Source organism: Chryseobacterium foetidum, from assembly GCF_025457425.1.
Taxonomy (GTDB): Bacteria; Bacteroidota; Bacteroidia; order Flavobacteriales; family Weeksellaceae; genus Chryseobacterium; species Chryseobacterium foetidum.
In genome coordinates, this window is the sequence record NZ_JAMXIA010000001.1 from 2,055,503 (window position 1) to 2,077,417 (window position 21,915).

The following is a 21,915-nucleotide window of genomic DNA, read 5'->3' on the forward strand; positions in this document are numbered from 1 at the left end:
AATTAATTTCTGATTAAAATCGACTGGCTTATTTATTCTTTTTATATTTTAATTCCTTCTTTTCAGCTTCTTCCAACTGTTTGTCAAACTGATTAAACATCTTAAAACTTTGCAGGAATATAAAGAAACTGAAAATGATCAGCACCACTCCCACGCCTTTTCTGATGTTATTTGCCAACCGTTGGGTTAGTTTATAATGGAATTGTTTTGCGAGGAAAATTTTAGCCAAATCAATCAGAAGATAGGTCGAAATGACGATAGCAAGGTATAAAATCAAGGTTTCTGTGTCTGGATATTGATTTCTTACACCAATCACTGTGACCAGCCAAAAAAGAATTACCCCGACATTCAAAAGATTCAATAAAAACCCGTTGATAAAGGTTTTAAAGTAATTCTGACTGATTAATTTTTCTTCGCCGGGCATGTGCATTTTGGTTTTTGTCACCATCATGATGATCCCGTAACTGAGAATAAGAATGGATGTAATTCTGTAAAAACCGGGGTGTTTGTCGATCAAATCTACGATGTCTGCACTGGCATAATAGGCTGCAATAATACACAATAAATCTGCTGTAATAACGCCAAAATCCAATGCCAAAGCATGTTTAGGACCTCTTGTAAAACTGGTTTCGATCAACAGGAAAAAAATAGGACCAATGAAAACAAGACTTAACATAAAGCCCAGACCAATGGCCGAAAATACAAGTTCAAACATTCAAAATTGTTTCTATCCCAAATTTAAAAAATTATATTTCTATTTGTCTGTAAAAATGATTTTTTTTAAATCTGATTTATTTTATAACTAAAAGAAGACCACAAATTGCGGCCTTCTATTTTTTAAAAGTATTTAAACTCTACTCAACAATCTTAAAATCAAGCTGTTTTGCAATTAAATTGGCTTTTATTACTTTAATTTGTAACTCATCTCCCAGCTGATATCTGTTTCCTGTACGGGAACCATAGACTGCATGTGTCGCTTTGTCGTAGGTGTAAGAATCATCCATCAAATCTCGGAGTTTAATTAAACCTTCAGCACCATTTTCAGGAATCTGAACCCAAAAACCAAATTCTGCAACTCCAGAAATCACACCTGTGAAGGTTTCTCCCAAATGTTTTTCCATGAATTTTACCTGCATGAATTTGATAGAATCTCTCTCTGCATCTGCAGCCAGACGTTCTCTTGCGCTGCAGTGTTTTGCTTTTTCTTCCAGTTCGTTTCTGTCCGGAGATTTACCGCCATCCAGATAATGCTGAAGCAATCTGTGTGCAAGCAAATCGGGATAACGACGGATTGGAGAGGTAAAGTGCGAATAATAATCGAATCCCAAACCGTAGTGACCAATCGGCTCGGTAGAGTAGACCGCTTTGCTCATGCTTCGCATTGCCAACGTTTCGATCATATTTTCTTCGCCTTTTCCTTTGACATCTTTTAACAAAGTATTCAATGATTCAGCGACTTTTTTGGTATTTGCCAAATCTATTTTGTACCCGAAAGTGGAAACAAAATCTCTCAACGCCTCTAATTTAGCAGGATCCGGATCGTCGTGAACCCTGTAAATAAAGGTATTTTGATTAGGTCTTCCTTTTTTAAGTGAAACAAATTCCGATACTTTTTTATTCGCCAAAAGCATAAATTCTTCAATCAAATGATTCGAATCTTTGCTGATTTTGAAGTAAACGCCAATTGGCTGATTATTTTCATCTAAATTAAAACGAACCTCGCTTCTGTCGAAGGTAATTGCACCGTTTCTGATACGTTCTCCACGCATTATTTTTGCCAAAGCAGCCAAAGTGTTGATTTCCTCCTGCAAATCGCCTTCCTTGGTCTCAATTCTTTCCTGAGCTTCCTCGTAAGTAAACCTTCTGTCGGAGTGAATTACGGTTCTTCCAAACCATTCTTTCTGGATTTCAGCTTTGTCATTCAATTCAAAAACAGCAGAGAATGTATATTTATCTTCATTCGGACGGAGCGAACAAACATCATTACTCAATACTTCCGGAAGCATCGGTACGACGCGGTCTACCAAATAAACCGAAGTTGCTCTTTCGTAAGCCTCATCATCCAGAATAGTTCCCGGAATCACGTAGTGAGAAACATCTGCGATGTGAACGCCGACTTCCCAGTTGCCATTGTCCAGTTTTCTCATTGATAAGGCATCATCGAAATCTTTGGCATCTTTAGGGTCAATCGTGAAGGTCAAAACATCACGCATATCCCAGCGTTTTGCAGCTTCTTCGTCTGTAATTCTGCGGTCGATCTTATCTGCATCTCTTTCTACTTCCTCGGGAAATTCATATGGCAAACCATATTCCGCAAGAATAGAGTGGATTTCAGTTTCGTGCTCGCCTGGATTTCCAAGAACCTGCAGGATTTCTCCTTCAGGATTTTTGTCTCCGGGCTTCCATTCTGTCATTTTTACTACGACTTTATTGCCGTTTTCCGCACCATTTATCTTTCCTTTCGGTATGAAAATGTCTGTATTGATCGTCTTTTTATCGCAAACAACAAATCCAAATTCCTTGTGAGGAACGAGTTGGAATGTCCCCACAAATTCTGATCTTTTTCTCTCCAAGACTTCCAAAACGGAACCTTCGAGTTTTTTTCCTTTGAAGTTGTAGGTAACTATTAAAACTTTATCGCCCTGCAAAGCATCTTTCACATTTTTCGCATGTACGAAAATATCGTCTTTCATGTTTTCTACAGTGACGTAGGCATTTCCGCTTTGGTTAAAATCGATGGTTCCCGTTAAAGTACCTTCAATATTGAGATTGATGCTGTATTTTCCTTTTTCGGTTTCTTTAATTCTCTGGCTCGACAGTAATTTGTGCAAAGCCTGAATCACCATTTCGCGCTGTCTCGGATTTTTGTGATCAATCCCGTCTGCGAGTTGCTTGTAATTATATAATTTGGTTTGATTCTGATTCATAAATCTCATGATTAATCTTCCGATTTCCACGAGTTTATGATCGTTTTTCTGACTTATATATTTTTTCTTTTTTGGCATTTTTTAAAAATTTTGTTTTGTTTCAATCAATTCCCATTGATTGTTTATAAATTGGTATATTAAATATTTTCTTTTAAAGTGATGTATGTTGTCATTTAAAGTAATATCATTCTGATATGTCGTGTAAAGCATTTCAACATTAACTTTTTTTTCAAAATCATTTTTATTAATATTTATTAAAAGTCCATTTAATGTCTTTATCGGTTGAGTATCGTTCGCCTTATAATACATAAAAACCTCGTTTTCTGAACCTTCTTTAAATATTTTAGTTTTCCTGTTTTTAAGATTCAGGTTTGAAATATCTTTTGGAATATTTTCGAATTCAATTCCACTTCCCATTCCGCCAAATAGCATTCCCAAAATGAAGTTTTTTTTAGTTTTATTATAAATCTTCATTATTGTCTCCTCTGTCCAAAAATCACTGTTTTTATAAATAGGTGTTGCTTCATAATATCCTCCACAAGAACTTTCTAGTCCTGTCCCACATACAAGTAATTCATAATCAACCAAATAAATTATATTTTTTTCTTTTAATAAGGTAAAATCAATATCTTTTATAATTCTATCTGATAATGTATTGTAATTTATTTCTTTTGCTTCTTCCTGTAATTTTTTCAACCTTTCCTGTTCTCTTTTAATCACATCTGAGCAATCTCTTCCTTTACAACCATTGTTCTCAGGAATACCGGGAACTGTAGGACATGCATCATCTTTATCCAAAATCCCATCTTCGTCTGTGTCCGGCCAAGGACAGCCATTATTTTCTTCGGGTCCGGCAACTGACAGACAGGCATCATTTTTATCTAAAACACCGTCTCCATCAAAATCCGGCTATCTGCAACCATTATTTTCTACAACACCTGATTCTTTTGCACAACCGTCTAAATAAAACAAAACACCGTCTCCATCTTCATCCGAAAGACAAATCTTTTTGCTGAATTCTTTCCTGCATTTCTTGAATGTTTCTTTGTCAACAATTTCCTGTCCGTTTGCGAGGTAAATTGAAAATAAAAAGCAAAATGATACAAAAGTTTTCATTGAGTTTGTTTTAAAATTTATACTTATCTGTCGTAGGTATCTCTATCCACTTCTGAAGTTTGTATTGATAGGTTTTATAAACTTCTTTATATTCATCATAAATATATTTCACCGTAATAATTTTACCTAAATAATTTCTGAAATTGATCTCAAATTCCTGATAAGATCCATCCTTAAGATTTAATTTACTTTCTCTAAATCCTTTTGCAGGAATGAAATGATACTTTTCTCCATCATCTGCATTGGAATGACCTGAAATTTCACTCTTTTTCTGATTTAAAAATACTTTAATTGTTTTGTCATTCTTATCAACATTAGATTTAACCGTTTCCTTATTAACAAATTCACCTTTGTGAGGCAAATAGGGAATCATATTGACACTGAATTTTCTATGTAAATATCTTATAGTTTTTTTATTCCAAAAATCAGACTGATTATATGCCGGATTATTGTAATTACAGAAAACCGGTGTATAGTCATAAATATCTATGATTGTCATATGTTTTGAAAACGGTTGATGATAATTTACAACTATATTACTTTTTGAACTTGCAAAAATAATTTCATCAGAAATCATTTGTTCTAGAGTTTGAAATGATACACCTTTAAAATCATTTGTCAGTTCATTGCATTTTTTGAAATCCTCTTGCGCCGCTTCCTTTTCATATCGATCCATCCCAATCGTATCTCTCGGTTTTTGTGAAAAACTATACAGAAATATGAAAAGGGAAATAAACAAAAAGAAAATTTTCATAAAACAGATGTTTTCATAATATTTGAAATATTGATTCAAATATTTAATATTAATGCTGTATAAATTTAAAACAAAAAAGTGGAGAAGGAGAGATAAATTTTCTTCTGGAAGTTGGAAAATTTTATGGAATCAACAGTGTGGTAATTACCGTTGGACGGTGCAAATATATAAAATAAAAAATTAATAAATGTTTTTAATTGATTTACAGTAATTTAAAAGTTTAAATATATCAATTCATTAAATTTAGTTTGCAATCATTTTTTTGATTTATGTATTTATTTTAATCTTTCAATTCCTTCCATTTTCCATTACTGTATTCTAATTTTTTAGAAACAGGATACAATCCGCCAGAGCTGGGCGTATATGTTATTTCTAAAATATAAGGGCTCAAAAATCTTACATCTAAGACAATTGTAACTGCATTTTCTTTAACTTTTTTCCGACCCTGAGGAAAAATATAAGATGTACTTCCTGTTGAATTTGATTTTAGATAATTGTGTAATTCTTCTGATAAAACCGGACTAAAACTGTTGTCATATTCTTTAAACGGATATCTGATGAATACAGCAACATTATTTTTCTGAACAAATTTTTCCAAAGCTCCCTTACTCCAGAATTTTGTCAGTAAAAAATTATACTCATCTGTTTTTCTGCTACTTGTACAGGTAGGAACATAATTTCTTGAATAATAAACACATGACGGACCATAATCCATAAATTTCAAATGAACTAAATCTACTTTTATATCTTTATTTTTCTCAGCAAAGTATATCAATAATTTGCCAATCAGTTGATTATAAATATTTTCAATTGTCGAATTATCTTCTCTGAATTTTTCAAATTTGTTTTTTTCATCCTCATAAAACTGAGTACAATCCAGTTTTCCACCTGGACAGCCATTTTCTTCCTTTACGCCTAGAACAGTAGGACATGCATCATCTTGATCTAAAATCCCATCTCCATCGGTATCCGGCCAGGGACAACCGTTATTTTCTTCTGATCCTGCAGCTGAAGGACATGCATCATCTTTGTCTATAACCCCATCTCCATCGGTATCTGGCCAAGGGCAACCATCATTTTTAATAGTTCCGGACTCTTTTGGACAGCGGTCTAAATAAAATAAAACGCCGTCTTTATCTTCATCTGAAAGACATGCTTTTTTGCTGAATTCTTTTCTGCATTTTTTGAGAGCTTCTTTGTCGTTAATTTCTTGAGCATTTGCATAGAAAATGACAAAGAGTGAAAGGAAAATAAGATATTTTTTCATCAGAAATTTCTAAAATTTATATTCATCAATTGTAGCAATCTCTACCCATTTTTTGTTTTGGTACTGATAGGTTTTATACTTTTGATTTAATCTTACAACAACTATTTTTCCCAATTTATTTCTGAAAATTAGATTTAAAACATCATAGTTTTTTTCATTATTAATGTCTTGAAGAATTAAGTTTTCATCATCAGACTGAAAATAATATAGTTCTGTTTCAAATGTGTATTTTCCTTCTTTTTTTTATAAATTTTCCAGCTTTTTGATTTACTACAAGTTCATAGAACTTCATATCCCTATTAGATAAATAAAATGCTTCCTTTGATTCTCTATTTTTATTTAAAAATACTTCATATCCCAATGCGGGAACTAAGTTTTTCCTCCATTTTTTTACTATCTTTTGTATATTTTCTTCTGTCCAAAAAAACTTTGCATTATAAACAGGATTTTCAATATTGTAAGTAGGAACGTAATCCGTTGTATTAATCAGCATTCTTTGCTCATTAGCCAAAGTCTCATAAGTAAAAACTATATTTTTCTCTTTCTTCTTTTCGGTTACAATTTCTTGAATAATCAGCTTTGATAAACCTACAAAATCTACATTTTTGAAGTCAGCAATCAGTTTATCTTCAGTAATTTTCTCTTCTTGTATGATGTTCACTTTATTGATACTATCATCCACATACTGTTTATAGGTTTGTCCAAAAGAAATGAAAATGATAAAATTTAGGAAAAAAGACAGAGAAACTTTCATAGTTTTTTAATTCATATCAGTTTTATTGATAATTAATTTGTTTAAAATTGGTACAGACTTATAGTATTTAGTATTTTCAAATCAATCTGCTAATAGTTCAGACTTAGTTCCGATAAAATTAAAACAAATATGGAGAAGAGTTAAGTAAAATTTTAAAGAAATCAACAATTGTATTTAAATCTTGGACTTCGTTAATCTTTATAAAAAAGGCTTGCAAACTGAATTACAAGCCTTTATCAATTTAGCAGAACGCTATTTTATCGACTCTGTTTTGATGTCTTCCGCCTTCGAAAGGAGTATTAAGAAACTTATTTGCAATCTCTATCGCCACTTCCTTCGCAATAAATCTTGCGGGAATCGAAATCATATTTGCATCGTTGTGCTGTCTTGCCAATTCAGCAATTTCAGGCATCCAGCAAAGTGCACAACGGATTTTCTGATGTTTGTTTGCTGTAATCTGCACACCGTTTCCGCTTCCGCAGATCAGGATTCCCAATTCGTTTTCGCCGTTTTCAACTGAGGTCGCTGCAGGATGTACAAAGTCCGGATAATCCACAGAATCGGTAGAAAAAGTTCCGAAATCCTGAACTTCAAACTGTTCTTCAAGATGTTTTATCAGAATTTCCTTGTACTCGAAACCGGCGTGGTCACCGGCGATTGCGATTTTTCTTTTCATTTTACTTTTATATTAGATTTTAAATTTATTTCTGATTTACAAACCTCTCAAATCACTGTTTTTTAGTGAATTAACTTTATATGAGAAATTGATTTTCTGCGTTTCATTAGCATTCAGAGAAACATTCCAAGTTAGAATTCCTGTCTTTTCATCGTATTCTGCATTTCCTTTATCAACCATTGAGATGATAATCTGCTTGTCTGTAGTGATCGGAATCTGGTCTTTCAGCTTGATTTTTATCTTCTCACTTTTGTTATTTCTCACCGTAATTTCAAAAGCAAACTGCTGTTCTTTATTCGTGGAAGAAATGCTTTTTGTAAACGTTTTATCTTTCACAGGCTGCCTTCTGATGCTGATTCTCCGGTCTTCTCCCAAGGTCAGAATCATCTTGCTGTCGGTAGTTTCAGGATTGATCACGGTTTTGCCGACATTGGTATCTTCAAATACTATATTTGCTTCGGCAGGAATCAAATTGTACTTGTCTAAGTTTTCAATTTCAGCCACTAAAAATGCAGAATTGGAGTATTTTGGAACCGCAGAATAAATAAAGTTTGCAGGGATATCTGTAGAATTCAGATTAATGCTGTTGTCTTTATTATTCGATAAAATGGTGAATTTATCTTCCAGTTCGTAGCTTAAATTCAACTGATTTTGAGAAACTACATTTCTCGGTCCCGTTACTACAACTTCAGAAATTTCAGCCATCGAAACAGAAGATGTTGCTCTAACTGATGGATAATCATTACTTCGTTCCTCATACTTCGGCGGTGGCGGTTGATAATACAGTTGCCAAACACCCAACTGTGGAATTACTCTTTGCTGATTCGGATATCCTGAAATCAAATTCATCTTCACATTTTTCCAGTCTAAACCGGAATTCTGACGAACCATCGCTTTGTAACCCAGATTGATTTTATTTCCCAAACCATTGGTAATTACATCATAATAAGGTCTCCACGAAGCATTATTTACATTATATTTAATATCAAGATTTACATTTTCATTGGCTTCAGCAGAAACCTGAAGGATGAGTTTACCTTTCGGATAATTTTCTCTTTCCTGATTATTCAAATTAAATTTCGTCTCCAGACGGCTGAGTTTTTCCTGCCATGTATTGATAATTTCCTGATTTTTTACCAACGCTGTGCCCAGTTCCAGCCTTTTCTTCTGATTGTATTTCAACAATTTTGAAACCTCAGAAGCGTAAGATGTCGAACCCGCATTAATAGTTTGGTTTCGGTCTAAAATTTCAAGACTTTTTGAAAGCGTATTTCTCTCTAAATTTAGAATTTCTAACTTATTATTAGCCAGATCAATACTGTCTAAAACAATTTTATGCTGCGGATTTTTCTTATCTAAAGCCACCGCATACATCTCTACGTCATTTGAAAAACGATATGTGAGAATAGAAATTTTATTCTTACTTCCCAGTTTAATCGAATTCTGATCAATGTTTTCAGCAATATTGGTGATGATGATCTCAGAACTTCCTTTAGGTATTTTAAAAGAGGTCGTAGAAAAAAGCTCTCCCGATTGCTCATACACTGTCGCAGTTTTCAGCTCAGCTTCGGCAAAGACGGGCTTCTGACAATAGATTGATATGGAAAATAATGAAAGACCAAACAGATAGAATTTACTCATTACCTCAGTTTTTTTGAATGTTCAAATTTAAGTATTAAATCTCAATTGTTAGTTTCCCGTCGAATGAGTGTTAACATCATTGTGAATAACTGTGGAAAACTTTGTTGAAATTAAACTTTTTTTCTCAGCAAAAATTAACTAATGAAAGTTGCCTCCAAATTTTCGGGCACAAATTTCGAAAAACTTTCCTCAGACATTTCTTGACTTTCTCCATAGACCGGTTATTCATAAAGGGTATCGTGGAAAAGTTATCCATATTTGTTGATAAGTGACAGAAAATTCAGATTTACAGCGTGTTATTTTGTTAATTAAATATGAATTGTAATTAAACTTCGTGTTATCAAGTTTTAGCCCGAAAGTTATCCCCGAAACTCACAACACTCAACAACAGTATTCATTCTTTCTTTATTAAAAAAAAGAAAATAGTGTTGATTAGTGAGTGGTGCATTGTTCGGAAAATTTTGAAAACTTTTAAAAGTTTCGATTTTTTGCGAGACTTTAAAATCTTACATTTGTGAAACAGAAATTTAAAGAAAACAGTGAAAACGGCATGAGTTTGATGATTCATTTCAGCTTACAGAAACGGGGTCATTGCGAAAACAGTCTGAGCGGAAAAACTGAGTGAATTTCTCCAAGTTTTATACAAAGAATGACTGACGACTGCAGAAAAATATTAAATATACATATGAAAACAATCAACGATTTCAATTTTAAAGACAAGAAGGCTCTGGTAAGAGTAGATTTTAACGTTCCACAGGACGACCAGCTGAAAGTTACAGACAATACAAGAATTGTAGCTGTAAAACCTACTGTTGACAAGATTCTTCAAGATGGCGGCTCTGTAATTTTAATGGCTCACTTAGGCAGACCAAAAGGCGAGGTAAAAGATGAGTTTTCTCTAAAACACATTGTGAACGAAGTCTCTCAGGTTCTTGGAAGGGAAGTAAAATTCGTTGATGAATGTGTAGGTGAAAAGGCTCAACAGGCTGCTTCTGAACTGAAAGCCGGAGAAATTCTTTTATTGGAAAATTTACGTTTCCGCAGTGAAGAAGAAAAAGGGGATGAGGCGTTTGCTGAAAAACTTTCGAAATTAGGTGATTCTTATGTGAATGATGCATTTGGTACCGCTCACAGAGCACACGCATCTACAGCTGTCATTGCAAAATTTTTCGATTCAACTAAATTTTTCGGTTTATTGATGACTAACGAACTAAAAGCGATTGATAAAGTTTTAAAAAGTGGAGAAAAGCCTGTAACAGCGATACTTGGAGGATCTAAAGTTTCAACTAAAATTACCATTATAGAAAATATTTTGCCAGCTGTTGATAATTTAATTATTGGTGGAGGTATGGCATTTACCTTCATTAAAGCTTTAGGTGGTAAAATCGGAACTTCATTGGTTGAAGAAGATAAACTCTCTCTTGCACTTGAAATTTTAGGTAAAGCAAAAGAACATAATGTAAAAGTTTATCTTCCTTCAGATACGATTATTGCTGAGAGTTTCAGTAATGACGCAGATACGCAGGAAGTCAATATATACGAAATTCCTGAAGGATGGATGGGATTGGATGCAGGTCCAAAATCAAGAGATCAGTTCAACGATGTTTTATTAAATTCAAGAACGATTCTTTGGAATGGGCCGATCGGAGTTTTCGAAATGTCAAATTTCTCTGCAGGAACTGTTGCTTTGGGAGACAGCATTGCAGAAGCTACAAAATTGGGAGCTTTCTCATTAGTTGGGGGAGGAGACAGTGTAGCTTTTGTTAAACAATTTGGTTATGGTGAAAAAGTAAGTTATGTTTCTACCGGAGGTGGAGCAATGCTGGAAAGTTTGGAAGGTCTCGAACTTCCAGGTGTTGCTGCTATCAATAAGTAAGAAATTTTAATTTTATAAAATTGAAGTCTGTTGGAATTTCCGACAGACTTTTTTATTTTGATAATTTTTAAGATTGAATATTAATTTCGAAAAATCGGTTTCTCAATTTAAGTTATGCAATTTTTTTAAATTTTAGTGAATCTAATTGTGTTTTCGCAGAAATAATTTTAAATTTTATTTTGTAGAAAAGCCAAAATTTTAATTTTAGAGAAAAATGGTGAAAAATTGGCTGTCAGAATTAGGTTTTAAATTGAAAAACAGAAATTCCCAGAGCGTTTGGACGTAATTTAAATTTAGGGCTTAAAATGATATGTTTGTGTGAGAATTCATTTTTTAAATCTCATATTTTTCCTTTATTATTATTTTTTTCATGTGATTTGTAATTCCCAAAAGGTTCTAAGTATTTTTTTGTTAGTTCAAATATATTTTTTTCTTATCTATATCTTAAAATTTTTAGTGAGTCGAAAAATTAAATGATAAGTGAATTCTTACTTTTAGAACATACAAATTTAATTTTGATAAATTTTGAAAAAACAAAAACTCAGGATTTTTCCTGAGTTTTAAAATTTATGACAAAAATGCTGAAAATTGACCTTTAGAAATAGCTCAAAAATCGATTTTCTACTTTTTTTCGATAATGTATATCAAACTAGAAAATTCATTGGAAAATAATGCTTTTACGTTAGAAATCGTTCCATGAACCAGTGCTTTTATCCAAAATAGGGATGATTTTTTGTATTTTTCGCTCAACATGGAGATGTAATAAGAATCCAAGACTAATGGTTTGATTTTTCTCATTTTCCAGTTTGGCTTCTTTGAAATCAAATTTTCCATTCCATTTTTTGAAAAATGATAGATGTGTCTTGGCACATCATAAGCCGCCCAATATTCTTTATAATGTTTTGCATCGTAAGAAGTAGGGTTGGGAACAGCAATAATTAATAGACCTTTTTCTTTCAGTTTTTTATTAAAAATTTCAAGCATTTCATCCTGATTTTCTATGTGCTCAAATACGTGCCAAAGCGTAATTGCATCCAGACTGTAATCTTCAATTGTATTGATGTTATCTAAAATTGTAGCTTTCGAAATCTTATTTTCAGCTGCTTTTCTTGCATCAGGATTAGGTTCAAATCCGAAAGTTTCAAAATCATTTTCTGTATATTTTACAAATTCACCGGCACCGCAACCGTAATCCAAAACTCTTGAACCTTTATTAATTCTGTCTAAAAGAATTGTTTTTTTATACTGTAAATTGAAAGATTGCAAAAATTTATACAACTTTTCTTTCAAACTTCCGGAATCCTGATGATGCGAAATATAGTCTTCACTTTCATAATATTTAGAAATATTTGATGGAATAGGGGAGGTTTTAAAAACGCCCTTTGTTTCTGTTTCTATAATTTCAAATACTTCCTGAGAAAGAAAATGATCTTTAATTTTCATTTTTTTAAATTATATTTTAAAAATAAAGGTATTCAGAAAAGTGTTTTAAGCCTCTAAATACCTTAGTTATTTTAAATGTTTCACGTGAAACATATTTGATTTATCTTCCTAAATACACCATTAAAACGTTGATATCTGCAGGTGAAACGCCGCTTATTCTTCCTGCCTGAGCCAAAGTTTTAGGTCTTACTTTGTTCATTTTTTGTTTTGCTTCAGAAGAAAGACTTGATATTTTAATATAGTCAAAATCTTCAGGAATTTTCACATTTTCTAATCTGTTCAGTTTAGCAACATTTTCTTTCTCCTTTTCTATATAGCCTTTATACTTAATATTTACTTCGGCTTGCTCTCTTACTTCATCAGTATATTGGGATGTAAATTCTTTGATAGATTCAATTTCATCCAATTTATCTAAAGTAATATTGGGTCTTGTAAGGAATTGTGATGCTCTGTAAGCCTGATCAACAGGATTACTTTCAATGCTTTCCAGAATTGGATTGATAATTCCTGGCTTTAAAGAAGTTTCTCTCAAAAAGGTTTCAAGTTCCTGACTTTTTGCGATTTTTTCTTCCACTTTTCTCAGTCTGTCTTCCTTTGCCAGTCCTAATCCAAATGCTTTTTCTGTCAATCTGATGTCTGCATTATCCTGCCTTAAAAGCAATCTGTATTCAGCTCTTGAAGTAAACATTCTGTATGGTTCTTCAGTACCTTTAGTGATTAAATCATCGATTAAAACACCAATATAAGCCTCGTCCCTATTAAGAATGAATTCATCCTTCTCATGAACCTTATTATGAGCATTAATCCCTGCCATTAAGCCTTGTCCGCCTGCCTCTTCATATCCGGTCGTACCATTAATTTGACCCGCAAAATATAAGTTTTCAACCAATTTTGTTTCTAAAGTATGCTTTAACTGGGTAGGAGGGAAGTAGTCATATTCAATAGCATAGCCAGGTCTGAATACTTTTACATTTTCAAATCCTGGAATTTGTCTCATTGCTTTAATCTGTACATCTTCCGGTAAAGAAGAACTGAAACCATTTACATAAATTTCCACGGTTCTCCATCCTTCCGGTTCTACGAAAAGCTGATGCCTTGTACGCTCTGCAAAACGATTGATTTTATCTTCAATGCTTGGGCAATATCTTGGACCTAAACTTTGAATAGTACCGTTAAACATTGGACTTCTGTCGAAACCTTCACGTAAAATATCGTGTACTGTTTCGTTGGTGTAGACGATATGACAGCTTAATTGTTTGGTTAATTTCGGACTGTCTAAATAGCTGAATTTTTGAGGATTTTCATCTCCTTTCTGTTCTTCCATTTTGGAGTAGTCAAGGCTTCTGCCGTCCACTCGTGGTGGAGTACCGGTTTTCATTCTACCTGCTTCGAAACCTAAGGAAACCAATTGTTCTGTAATTCCGAATGCTCTTGGTTCACCCATTCTTCCACCTCCCAATTGTTTATCTCCAACGTGGATTAAACCATTCAGGAAAGTACCGTTTGTAAGTACAACGGATTTGGATCTGATCTCAATTCCTAAAGATGTTACAACACCAACAGCCTTATTATTTTCAATAATTAAACTCTTCACCATATCCTGAAAGAAGTCAAGATTAGGCGTGTTTTCCAATGCTAAACGCCATTCTTCAGCGAAAAGCATTCTGTCATTCTGTGTTCTTGGAGACCACATTGCAGGGCCTTTGGAAAGGTTAAGCATCTTAAATTGTATCGCAGATTTGTCTGCAATGATTCCTGAGTAACCACCCATTGCGTCGATTTCTCTTACAATCTGTCCCTTTGCAATTCCTCCCATTGCAGGGTTGCAACTCATCTGTCCGATGGTCTGCATATTCATTGTAACGAGCAATGTTTTTGAACCAAGGTTCGCTGCAGCAGCTGCGGCTTCACATCCTGCGTGGCCGGCACCTACTACAATTACATCATATATTTCTGATATCATTTCTTTATTGCTTATTTTAAGCTTTAAATTTTAATATTTTCTCTAAATGTTTCACGTGAAACATTGTTTTGTTTTAAAGGCTACAATCGCCTGTATACCGATATTTAGCCCCGATCGCAGCATTGTTTGAGCTCATTTTTTGAAAAAAAATAGCGAGTGCGGAGAGCGGGATTAAGCTCCTAAAAAATACTAAGAGTACTTTGCTAAATAAAAATCTTCTTTGCTTCGCATCAGTTTTTCTTCTTCCTCTGTTTTATCTTTATAACCCGAAAGGTGTAAGATGCCGTGAGCTAAAACCCGACGTAATTCTTCTTCAAAGTTTTTGGATAGGGTAGAAGCATTGTCTGAAATGCGCTGCAAAGATACGAAAATCTCTCCGCTTATGGTTTTACCCTTTACGTAATCGAAAGTGATGATGTCTGTGTAATAATCGTGTTGGAGATAGTCCTGATTTACTTTCAATAAATATTCGTCATTACAGAAGATATAATTGATTTCTCCAATCTTTTTGCCTTCGGAGAGAATGATCTCTTCAAGCCAGATTGTATAAGCTGTGTTGACTGTTTCGGGTAAGTTTTCGTAAAAGAATTGTATCATGATTTTAAAACCAGTGTCCTAAAATAACACTGAATATGCCTTTTTGATTGTTTTTAAGTGAATGACCAAAATTAAATCTGATCTGTCCAAACGGAGATTTATATCCGATACTTGCTCCGACTGAACTGTAATTTACTTTTACCGCATCTTCGAATGTAATATCGTCCGAGAGGTTGGCAAAAGAAAAGTTTCCGCTTAAGAAAAAGTTTTTCTTAAAATTATATTGAATATCATTTGAAATTAAAGCAACATTGTTACTGTTAAGCTGTGCAAAGTAAAAACCGTTGAAAGTTTTGAAATTGACTACATTCTGCTCAAAAATTCCTCCCAATCTGTATTGATAAAATTGCGGAAGGTTGTCACCGATGGTAATTCCACCATACAGATTCAGATGGTAACTGAACTGTTTAGACAACGGAATGTTGATTCTGATATCTGCTTTTACCTGAACGACTCTTTTTTCAACCTCAGATTTGAGCAAATCTATTACTTTACCTTCGGCATTCAGATAAAATCCTTTGGTAGGAAAGTCGCGGTCATTTTGTGTATCACTTTTCAAAAATACATAAGGATTGAGAAAGCGGTTGTATCTTTTGTTTGTGCCGTTCATTTCGGCTTCAAAATAATCATGGCTGATTCCTGCTCCAACAGCAAATTTATCCTTCCAGACCGATTGAATATAAGCTTCATTTCTCAGCCATTCCCATTTGTCGATATTGATATTGTTGTTTCCTTTGATATCGAAACTCATTCCCGAAGAGTAAATTCCAAATCCTGGAATATAGCCGTTGTCGATAAAATAGTTTAAATAATAACGGGGCTTATCTCCGACAATAACATCAAGGGAAAGATTTGAATTTTTAAATAAAAGTCTTTTCGCTGAATAATTAAGCAAAAGTCCAGTTTTGAAAATTTCATCATAGTGAAGTCCGAATTTTAAAAAATGTCTTGCATCATCTTCAGTCACGTATAATTTAAGATAATTGAAATTATTTTCGGTTACGATATCGTAATTGATAAAACGGTAATTGTTGGTCGCAACCAGTTTATCCAAACCACGGTTGATACTTCCATAGGTTTGCATCGATGGAAGACGGAGCCCCATTTTCCCGAGAACGTAGTTTTTACCGTATATTCTGCCGCCATCGATGGAAATGCTGTCAATCTTATAGACATTGGAATAAATTGGATTTACGGCCTGTCTGAGACGGTCAAATTCTCTCTTTGGAAGTTGATCTAAAATAGCTGCATATTTCTGACCTTCCACGTAACCACTGTCAAGAATTTTCTTCTTATCATCGTAGCTCGTAGCCGTCATTCCCGTAAGATTCGGTTTGATATTGATGTCTGTGTATTTGTACTGTCTTCTGGTGTCTTTTTGTATACCGAAGTCTATAACCTGATTTAAAATAGAAATAATATTGTTTAAATCTTCCCTTTTTGAAAGATCCTGATTCAAATCTACTCCAATCACAATGTCAATTCCTTTATCTTTTAGAGGTTTTGAAGGATAATTAACGGTCATCGCGCCGTCGATGTAAATGCTGTCACCAATTTTAACCGGATCCATCAGGGATGGGAAAGCTGAACTAGCCATAATCGACTGAACAAGATCTCCTTTCTCAAAAATTTCCATATTGCCACTTTCAAGGTTGGTCGCAACACAGAGGAAGGGAATGGGAAGTTTGGAAAAATCGTTGACGTTGGAAACGTTTTTAAATAATTCTTTTAAAAGGTAAACATTCTTCTGTCCGGAACTGATGGAAGAGGGAAGGGTGATTTTTCCGTTTTGAAGTGGAATTGAAAATAAATATTTGTCGACAGATTTATTAAAAAAAGTACTTTCTTTTCTGGATTTTGGATCACGGATTAATGAGTAGAAATCGGTATCCATCACAATTTTTTCAATTTCCTTACCGGAATAGCCTGAAGCGTACAAACCTCCCACGATTGCACCCATGCTCGTTCCGGAGACGTAATCTACTTTAACGCCCAAAGAATCCAGAACTTTAAGAACTCCGACGTGAGAAAACCCTTTTGCACCGCCGCCTGCAAGAGAAAGTCCTATTTTAGGATTCTTAGGAATTTTCAGATTTTCCTTTACCTGAGAATGAATCAAAAGTATCTGAAATGCGAACAAAAGAAGCAGGAGTTTTCTCATAGTTAATCTTTTACATAAATCCTTTTTACGCGTGGTGAAATGGATGTTAATACTTCGTAAGTTATGGTTTTGCAGTATTCTGCGAATTCTTTGAGGCTTGGTTTTGCATTAAAAACAGTCACAGTATCGCCCTCTTTTACGTTTGGAATATGGTCGACGTTAATCATCATCATGTCCATACAGATACTGCCGACAATTGGGGCTAAAGTTTTGTTGATGCCTACATTTCCGATCTGATTTCCGATTAATCTTGGAATTCCGTCTGCGTAGCCAACAGGAACGGTCGCAATTTTTAAAGGTTTAGCGGCTTTAAATCTTCTGCTGTAACCCACTGATTCTCCGGTTTCTATTAATGAAATCTGGGAAATTACCGTTTTGAAACTTACAACGGACTGCAGCTGTTTCTGTATTTCACTATTTTGTGATTCTCCCAGCATTCCAATCCCTATTCTTACCATGTCATATTGATGATTGGTATAATTGGTTATTCCCGATGAATTTAAAATATGGCGTAAAGGCGCGTAGCCCAGTTTTTCTATCAAATAAGCTGAGTTTTTTTCAAATGTATCTAACTGATTCAACGTAAAATCCTTCTCAGTTGGTATATCTGAAGACGAAAGATGGCTGAAAATACTTTGAACTCTCACATTCATTTTACCTAAAATCTCACCAAGCTCGTCCAGTTCATTCCCTTTGAACCCAAGCCTGTGCATTCCCGTTTCAAGTTTAAGATGGATTGGATACTCTTTGTCATAACCTGACTTCCTGACTGCTTCATAAAACAATTCCAAAACCCGAAAACTGTAAATTTCAGGCTCCAAATTGTATTGAATTACAGCATCATAGCTGTGCTGCTCAGGATTCATCACCACAATTGGCACTGTGATTCCTTTTTTTCGAAGCTCGACACCTTCATCCACGAAAGCTACGCCGAGATAATCCATGTGATGGTGTTGGAGGAATTCTGAAATTTCATAACTTCCTAATCCATAAGCGTTTGCTTTAACCATCGCCATCATTCTGGTTGCTGGTTTTAAAAGTGATTTATGGTAATTGATATTGTGTAAAAGGGCATTTAAATTGATTTCAAGAACAGTATCGTGTTTCCTGAGTTCCAAAAGATCTTTTATTTTTTCAATCTCAAATTTTCTCGCTCCTTTTAGTAAAATAATCTGATTTTCTATTTCTGTAAGATGTTTACTTTCAATTAATTCCTGAGTATTAATAAAAGTAAAGGTTTTAGATTTAAATAAATCACTAAAATTTGATATTTCATCACCGATCAGGAAAACAGAATCAAATTTCTGCTCGTTGACCAAGTCTGAAACTTCCTCGTAAAGCTCTTGCAAATTTGAATTGACACCAACGATGTCCGTTAAAACCAACGATTTTTTTGATTTTTTATATTCATTCAGAAACTGAAGGGCGGTTTTAAGTGAATCCAAATCCAGATTAAATGAATCGTTGATAACGATATTGTTTTTTTGACCTTCAATCGCTTCCAGACGCATTTCGACAGCCTTCAAAGCATTGATTTTTTCGATGATCTTCTGATTCTCTATTCTCAGTTCCTTTAAGACGGTTATCAGCGCCAAAGCGTTTGTTAAAGTCGCTTCGTCCCGCTGATGAACTGGAAACGAAATTTCTTCGCCGAAATATTGTACAACAACATTTTCATCTCTGGAAATATTGCTTTTAAAATAAACCTGATTGCTGTTTTTAAATCCGTAAGAAATTAATTTTTTACTTGAATATAAGTTGTTTATTTTATTTAAAACCAATTCATTATCTCCGTTAAAAATAATGACCTCAGAATTTTTAAAAAGTTTAATTTTTTCAGCAATCAGTTCTTCTTCGGAAGTGAAATTGGCAAGATGCGCAGTTCCAATATGAGTCAATAAACCAATTTGTGGCTGGAAAATCTGCTCCAGTTTCTCCATCTCGTGAGGTTTGGATATTCCGACTTCAAAAATTCCTAATTCGTGAGAATCGTTGATCTGAAGAAGAGAAAGTGGCAAACCAATCTGGGAATTGAAACTTTTCGGACTTTTTACCGTAGGAAATTCATTCCAAAGGCATTGGTACAGCCATTCTTTTAAAATCGTTTTGCCGTTGCTTCCCGTGATTCCGATCGATTTTAAATGCGAATTCTGGAAATGAAACTGAGCTAATTTCTGAAGAAACTCTACTGAGTTTTCAACAATAATCCAATTGATATTGTCAAACTGAGGATATTGATGCTCGGAAATAATCACGTTAATTCCTCTGTCAATCACAGATTCGATAAACTTTTCTCCCGAATTTTTATTGGTATTGATGGCTATGAACGCAGTATTTTTAACAGAATAAATAATTCTGCTGTCAAAAGCTATGTTTTTTATAATTAAATCCTGATCCCCAATAACTTTTGCATTGGTAATATCTGCGATTTGTTTGACGGTGTAATTCATTGGTGCCCTTTCTGCTTATTTTTTGGTGTTATTGTTTAATCGCAAAGGCGCAATTTTTTATTTATTTAATTTATTCATTAAAAACAATTAGTTAAAATCAGTGAGACAAAAGTTTTCAAAAAAAATTAAGGTTTAAATATAATTTCAAACAAATTAAATTTGCCTTAACCTTAACCTTAACCTTAACCTTAACCTTAACCTCACTTCCTGTTCAAAACTTCCTCTACAAAAACCCTTCTGCTCACGGCATCATAAGCTTCTGTTTCACCAAGCTCTACAAGGTCTTTTCCTGAAGATGTTCTCATGGAATAATTGGCTAAATTTCCTGTTCGCCGGCAGATGGCGTGAACTTTTGTCACATATTCCGCCGTTGCCATCAAATTAGGCATTGGTCCGAAAGGTCTTCCGAGAAAATCCATATCCAAACCGGCGATCACCACACGGATTCCGCTGTTTGCCAGCTGATTGGCTACTTCCACAATGCTTTCGTCAAAAAACTGAGCTTCATCAATTCCCACCACGTCGCAATTTGAACCCAACAAGATTATTTCGTCAGGATTCTGTACTGCCGTGCTGCGGATTTTATTTTTGTTGTGCGAAACAACATCTTCATCAGAATATCTCGTATCGGTCTTTGGTTTAAAAATTTCCACATTTTGCCCCGCCATTTCTGCTCTTCTCAGCCTTCGGATCAACTCTTCGGTTTTTCCGGAAAACATTGAGCCACAAATAACTTCCATCCAACCGCTCTGTTTGGAATGATTAATTGTATTTTCTAAAAACATTTGTTAAATTAGCCGTAATATTTTAACATCAAAAGTAAGCAATTTTAATAAGAATCTACGATGCAGAACATTCAAGATTTAAAGGATAAGATTTTTTTTGAGTCCAAAAATATCATCGGTATTTTGGGTAAAACAAACAATGTTGACGAATTGATTTCGAAGCAGGATCAGGTAAATGATTTGGCTGAAAAAATTGCTTTCTTGAAGTTGTTGAATAAAAATCTGGAAGAGTACAGGCAGGAAAATTCAGAGTTTTCTGATAATAAACCAAACGACTTTCTGATGCCTGATCCGGTAACTGAAGAAGAAGCGATTTTTAATAATGAGCTCAATGAAATTGGAAACGAAGCGTACATTGAGCCGGAAACTCAATCCGGAGTTGAGGAAGAGGAAGCAATTTTTAATAATCAGCTGAATGAAATTATCGAAAGCGATTTCCACGAAAATATCGTCAACGCTGCCGAGGAAAATGAGCCTGAAGCAGATGTAAATTTTGTTTCTGACGAAATTTCAGACCATTTACAATTAGAAGAAGAAGCTGTTTTCAACAATCAGCTCAACGAAATTGATGAAGAGGAAGAGCCCGAAAATACAGACCGTGTTTTAAGTTTTGTAGATGAAGAAAGGATTCTGGAAAATTCTGAACCGGATAATGACGACGACATCAGCGAGGAAATTTTCGAAGAAGAAGTAACGGAGGAAGAAGAGGTTTTCAATGATCAGTTAAATGAAATAAATACAGAAGAAAGCGGAATTTCTGAAGCTCGTAAAACGGAAACGCATACCATCCACGATATTTTTGCCACCGAACAGAATGAAGATGATATTTTGATTGAAGAGACTGAAAATGAATATGTTTCAAGCTTCACTCCGTCACAGGATGAAATGATTTCTGAAAGTTCAAATGTGGAATCTATTTTAAGTGAAATTAAAAGAGACAGTAACGTTTCTGAAGAAGTAACTGAAATTAAAAATGAAGATTCTGACCGCAGAAAAATTGTTGAAATCAATAAACCGCAATCTGAAAATCTAAGCGAAAATCCACGCTCTGACGAGAGTTTTGAGAATATCGAAGCGTACCGTCAGGAAAAGAAAATTAAACTGGCCAACATCAGAGGCTTGAAAAATATCCAGACTCTGTTTGATGATGATCCTCTGGAAAGAGAAATTCCGGAGCAGAAAACTGAGCAGGCTGCAGTAAAACCTATCGTTAAAGAAGATACAGGAAGTTTGCTGAAAAACAATATGCCGACAGATTTTATGGAAGCTGAAAAGCCGAGACCGGAGTTTAAACTGGATCTGAATGACCGACTTGCCTTTACAAAAGTACTTTTCGCAGGAAGCCAGACAGATTTGAATAATGCGGTTTCTGAACTGAACAGATGCAGAAATATTGATGAAGCTAAGGAATATCTCAGCGAGCTGTATTACGACAAAAACTGGGAAAAGGTAGATGAGTATGCCCAAAGACTTTGGGTATTGGTAGAAAATAAATTCATATAATT

At 34.3% G+C, this 21,915-nt stretch carries 14 protein-coding genes and 2 pseudogenes; 2 read left to right on the plus strand and 14 right to left on the minus strand.

All coding sequences use genetic code 11. The features are described 5' to 3' along the window. Positions 1-28 precede the first annotated feature (28 nt). From NG809_RS09680 to NG809_RS09715, 8 genes and pseudogenes are all read right to left on the minus strand, one after another. Entirely contained in the window at positions 29-715 is a 687-nt protein-coding gene (locus tag NG809_RS09680; RefSeq protein WP_262150146.1) for a LysE family translocator, read from the minus strand. Positions 716-854: 139 nt separating this feature from the next. Further along, positions 855-3,005, minus strand: coding sequence for a ribonuclease R (gene rnr / locus NG809_RS09685; RefSeq protein WP_262150148.1), 2,151 nt, complete (start codon positions 3,003-3,005; stop codon positions 855-857). Positions 3,006-3,668: 663 nt separating this feature from the next. Next, positions 3,669-3,920: pseudogene (locus NG809_RS09690) on the minus strand (thrombospondin type 3 repeat-containing protein); the annotation flags it as partial. Positions 3,921-4,053: 133 nt separating this feature from the next. Next, positions 4,054-4,797 carry a hypothetical protein gene (locus NG809_RS09695; RefSeq protein WP_262150150.1) on the minus strand — a complete coding sequence of 248 codons (744 nt, stop codon included), beginning with the start codon at positions 4,795-4,797 and terminating at the stop codon, positions 4,054-4,056. 889 nt (positions 4,798-5,686) lie between these two features. After that, a pseudogene (locus tag NG809_RS09700) lies at positions 5,687-5,941 on the minus strand (thrombospondin type 3 repeat-containing protein); the annotation flags it as partial. Between the two features lie 340 nt (positions 5,942-6,281). Further along, a complete protein-coding gene (locus NG809_RS09705; protein WP_262150152.1) occupies positions 6,282-6,818 on the minus strand; it encodes a hypothetical protein in 537 nt (178 codons plus the stop codon). 241 nt (positions 6,819-7,059) lie between these two features. Continuing rightward, entirely contained in the window at positions 7,060-7,494 is a 435-nt protein-coding gene (gene rpiB, locus NG809_RS09710; RefSeq protein ID WP_262150154.1) for a ribose 5-phosphate isomerase B, read from the minus strand. Between the two features lie 36 nt (positions 7,495-7,530). Then, positions 7,531-9,135, minus strand: coding sequence for a DUF4139 domain-containing protein (locus NG809_RS09715; RefSeq protein ID WP_262150156.1), 1,605 nt, complete (start codon positions 9,133-9,135; stop codon positions 7,531-7,533). Between the two features lie 685 nt (positions 9,136-9,820). On the opposite strand from NG809_RS09715, the gene NG809_RS09720 reads away from it, so the two are divergent. After that, a complete protein-coding gene (locus NG809_RS09720) occupies positions 9,821-11,011 on the plus strand; it encodes a phosphoglycerate kinase (RefSeq protein WP_262150158.1) in 1,191 nt (396 codons plus the stop codon). A gap of 621 nt (positions 11,012-11,632) precedes the next feature. On the opposite strand, the gene NG809_RS09725 is transcribed toward NG809_RS09720, so the two are convergent. The 6 genes from NG809_RS09725 to NG809_RS09750 form a co-directional block, all read right to left on the minus strand. After that, positions 11,633-12,454, minus strand: a complete 822-nt coding sequence (locus NG809_RS09725) for a class I SAM-dependent methyltransferase (RefSeq protein WP_262150159.1) — start codon at positions 12,452-12,454, stop codon at positions 11,633-11,635. Between the two features lie 100 nt (positions 12,455-12,554). Further along, positions 12,555-14,417 carry a tRNA uridine-5-carboxymethylaminomethyl(34) synthesis enzyme MnmG gene (mnmG, locus tag NG809_RS09730; RefSeq protein ID WP_262150161.1) on the minus strand — a complete coding sequence of 621 codons (1,863 nt, stop codon included), beginning with the start codon at positions 14,415-14,417 and terminating at the stop codon, positions 12,555-12,557. Positions 14,418-14,606: 189 nt separating this feature from the next. Continuing rightward, complete coding sequence (ybeY, locus tag NG809_RS09735) at positions 14,607-15,014, minus strand: rRNA maturation RNase YbeY (RefSeq protein WP_262150163.1); 408 nt, start codon at positions 15,012-15,014, stop codon at positions 14,607-14,609. A 4-nt stretch (positions 15,015-15,018) separates the two neighbouring features. Beyond that, on the minus strand, positions 15,019-17,175 hold the full coding sequence (locus NG809_RS09740) for a patatin-like phospholipase family protein (protein ID WP_262150165.1): 2,157 nt from the start codon (positions 17,173-17,175) through the stop codon (positions 15,019-15,021). A gap of 2 nt (positions 17,176-17,177) precedes the next feature. After that, on the minus strand, positions 17,178-19,625 hold the full coding sequence (locus tag NG809_RS09745; RefSeq protein WP_262150166.1) for a bifunctional UDP-N-acetylmuramoyl-tripeptide:D-alanyl-D-alanine ligase/alanine racemase: 2,448 nt from the start codon (positions 19,623-19,625) through the stop codon (positions 17,178-17,180). Between the two features lie 200 nt (positions 19,626-19,825). Next, positions 19,826-20,410: a thymidine kinase gene (locus tag NG809_RS09750; protein ID WP_262150167.1), complete on the minus strand. Its 585-nt coding sequence runs from the start codon at positions 20,408-20,410 to the stop codon at positions 19,826-19,828. 60 nt (positions 20,411-20,470) lie between these two features. Between NG809_RS09750 and NG809_RS09755 the strand changes: the two genes are divergently transcribed. After that, positions 20,471-21,913, plus strand: a complete 1,443-nt coding sequence (locus NG809_RS09755; RefSeq protein WP_262150169.1) for a hypothetical protein — start codon at positions 20,471-20,473, stop codon at positions 21,911-21,913. Positions 21,914-21,915: the final 2 nt, after the last annotated feature.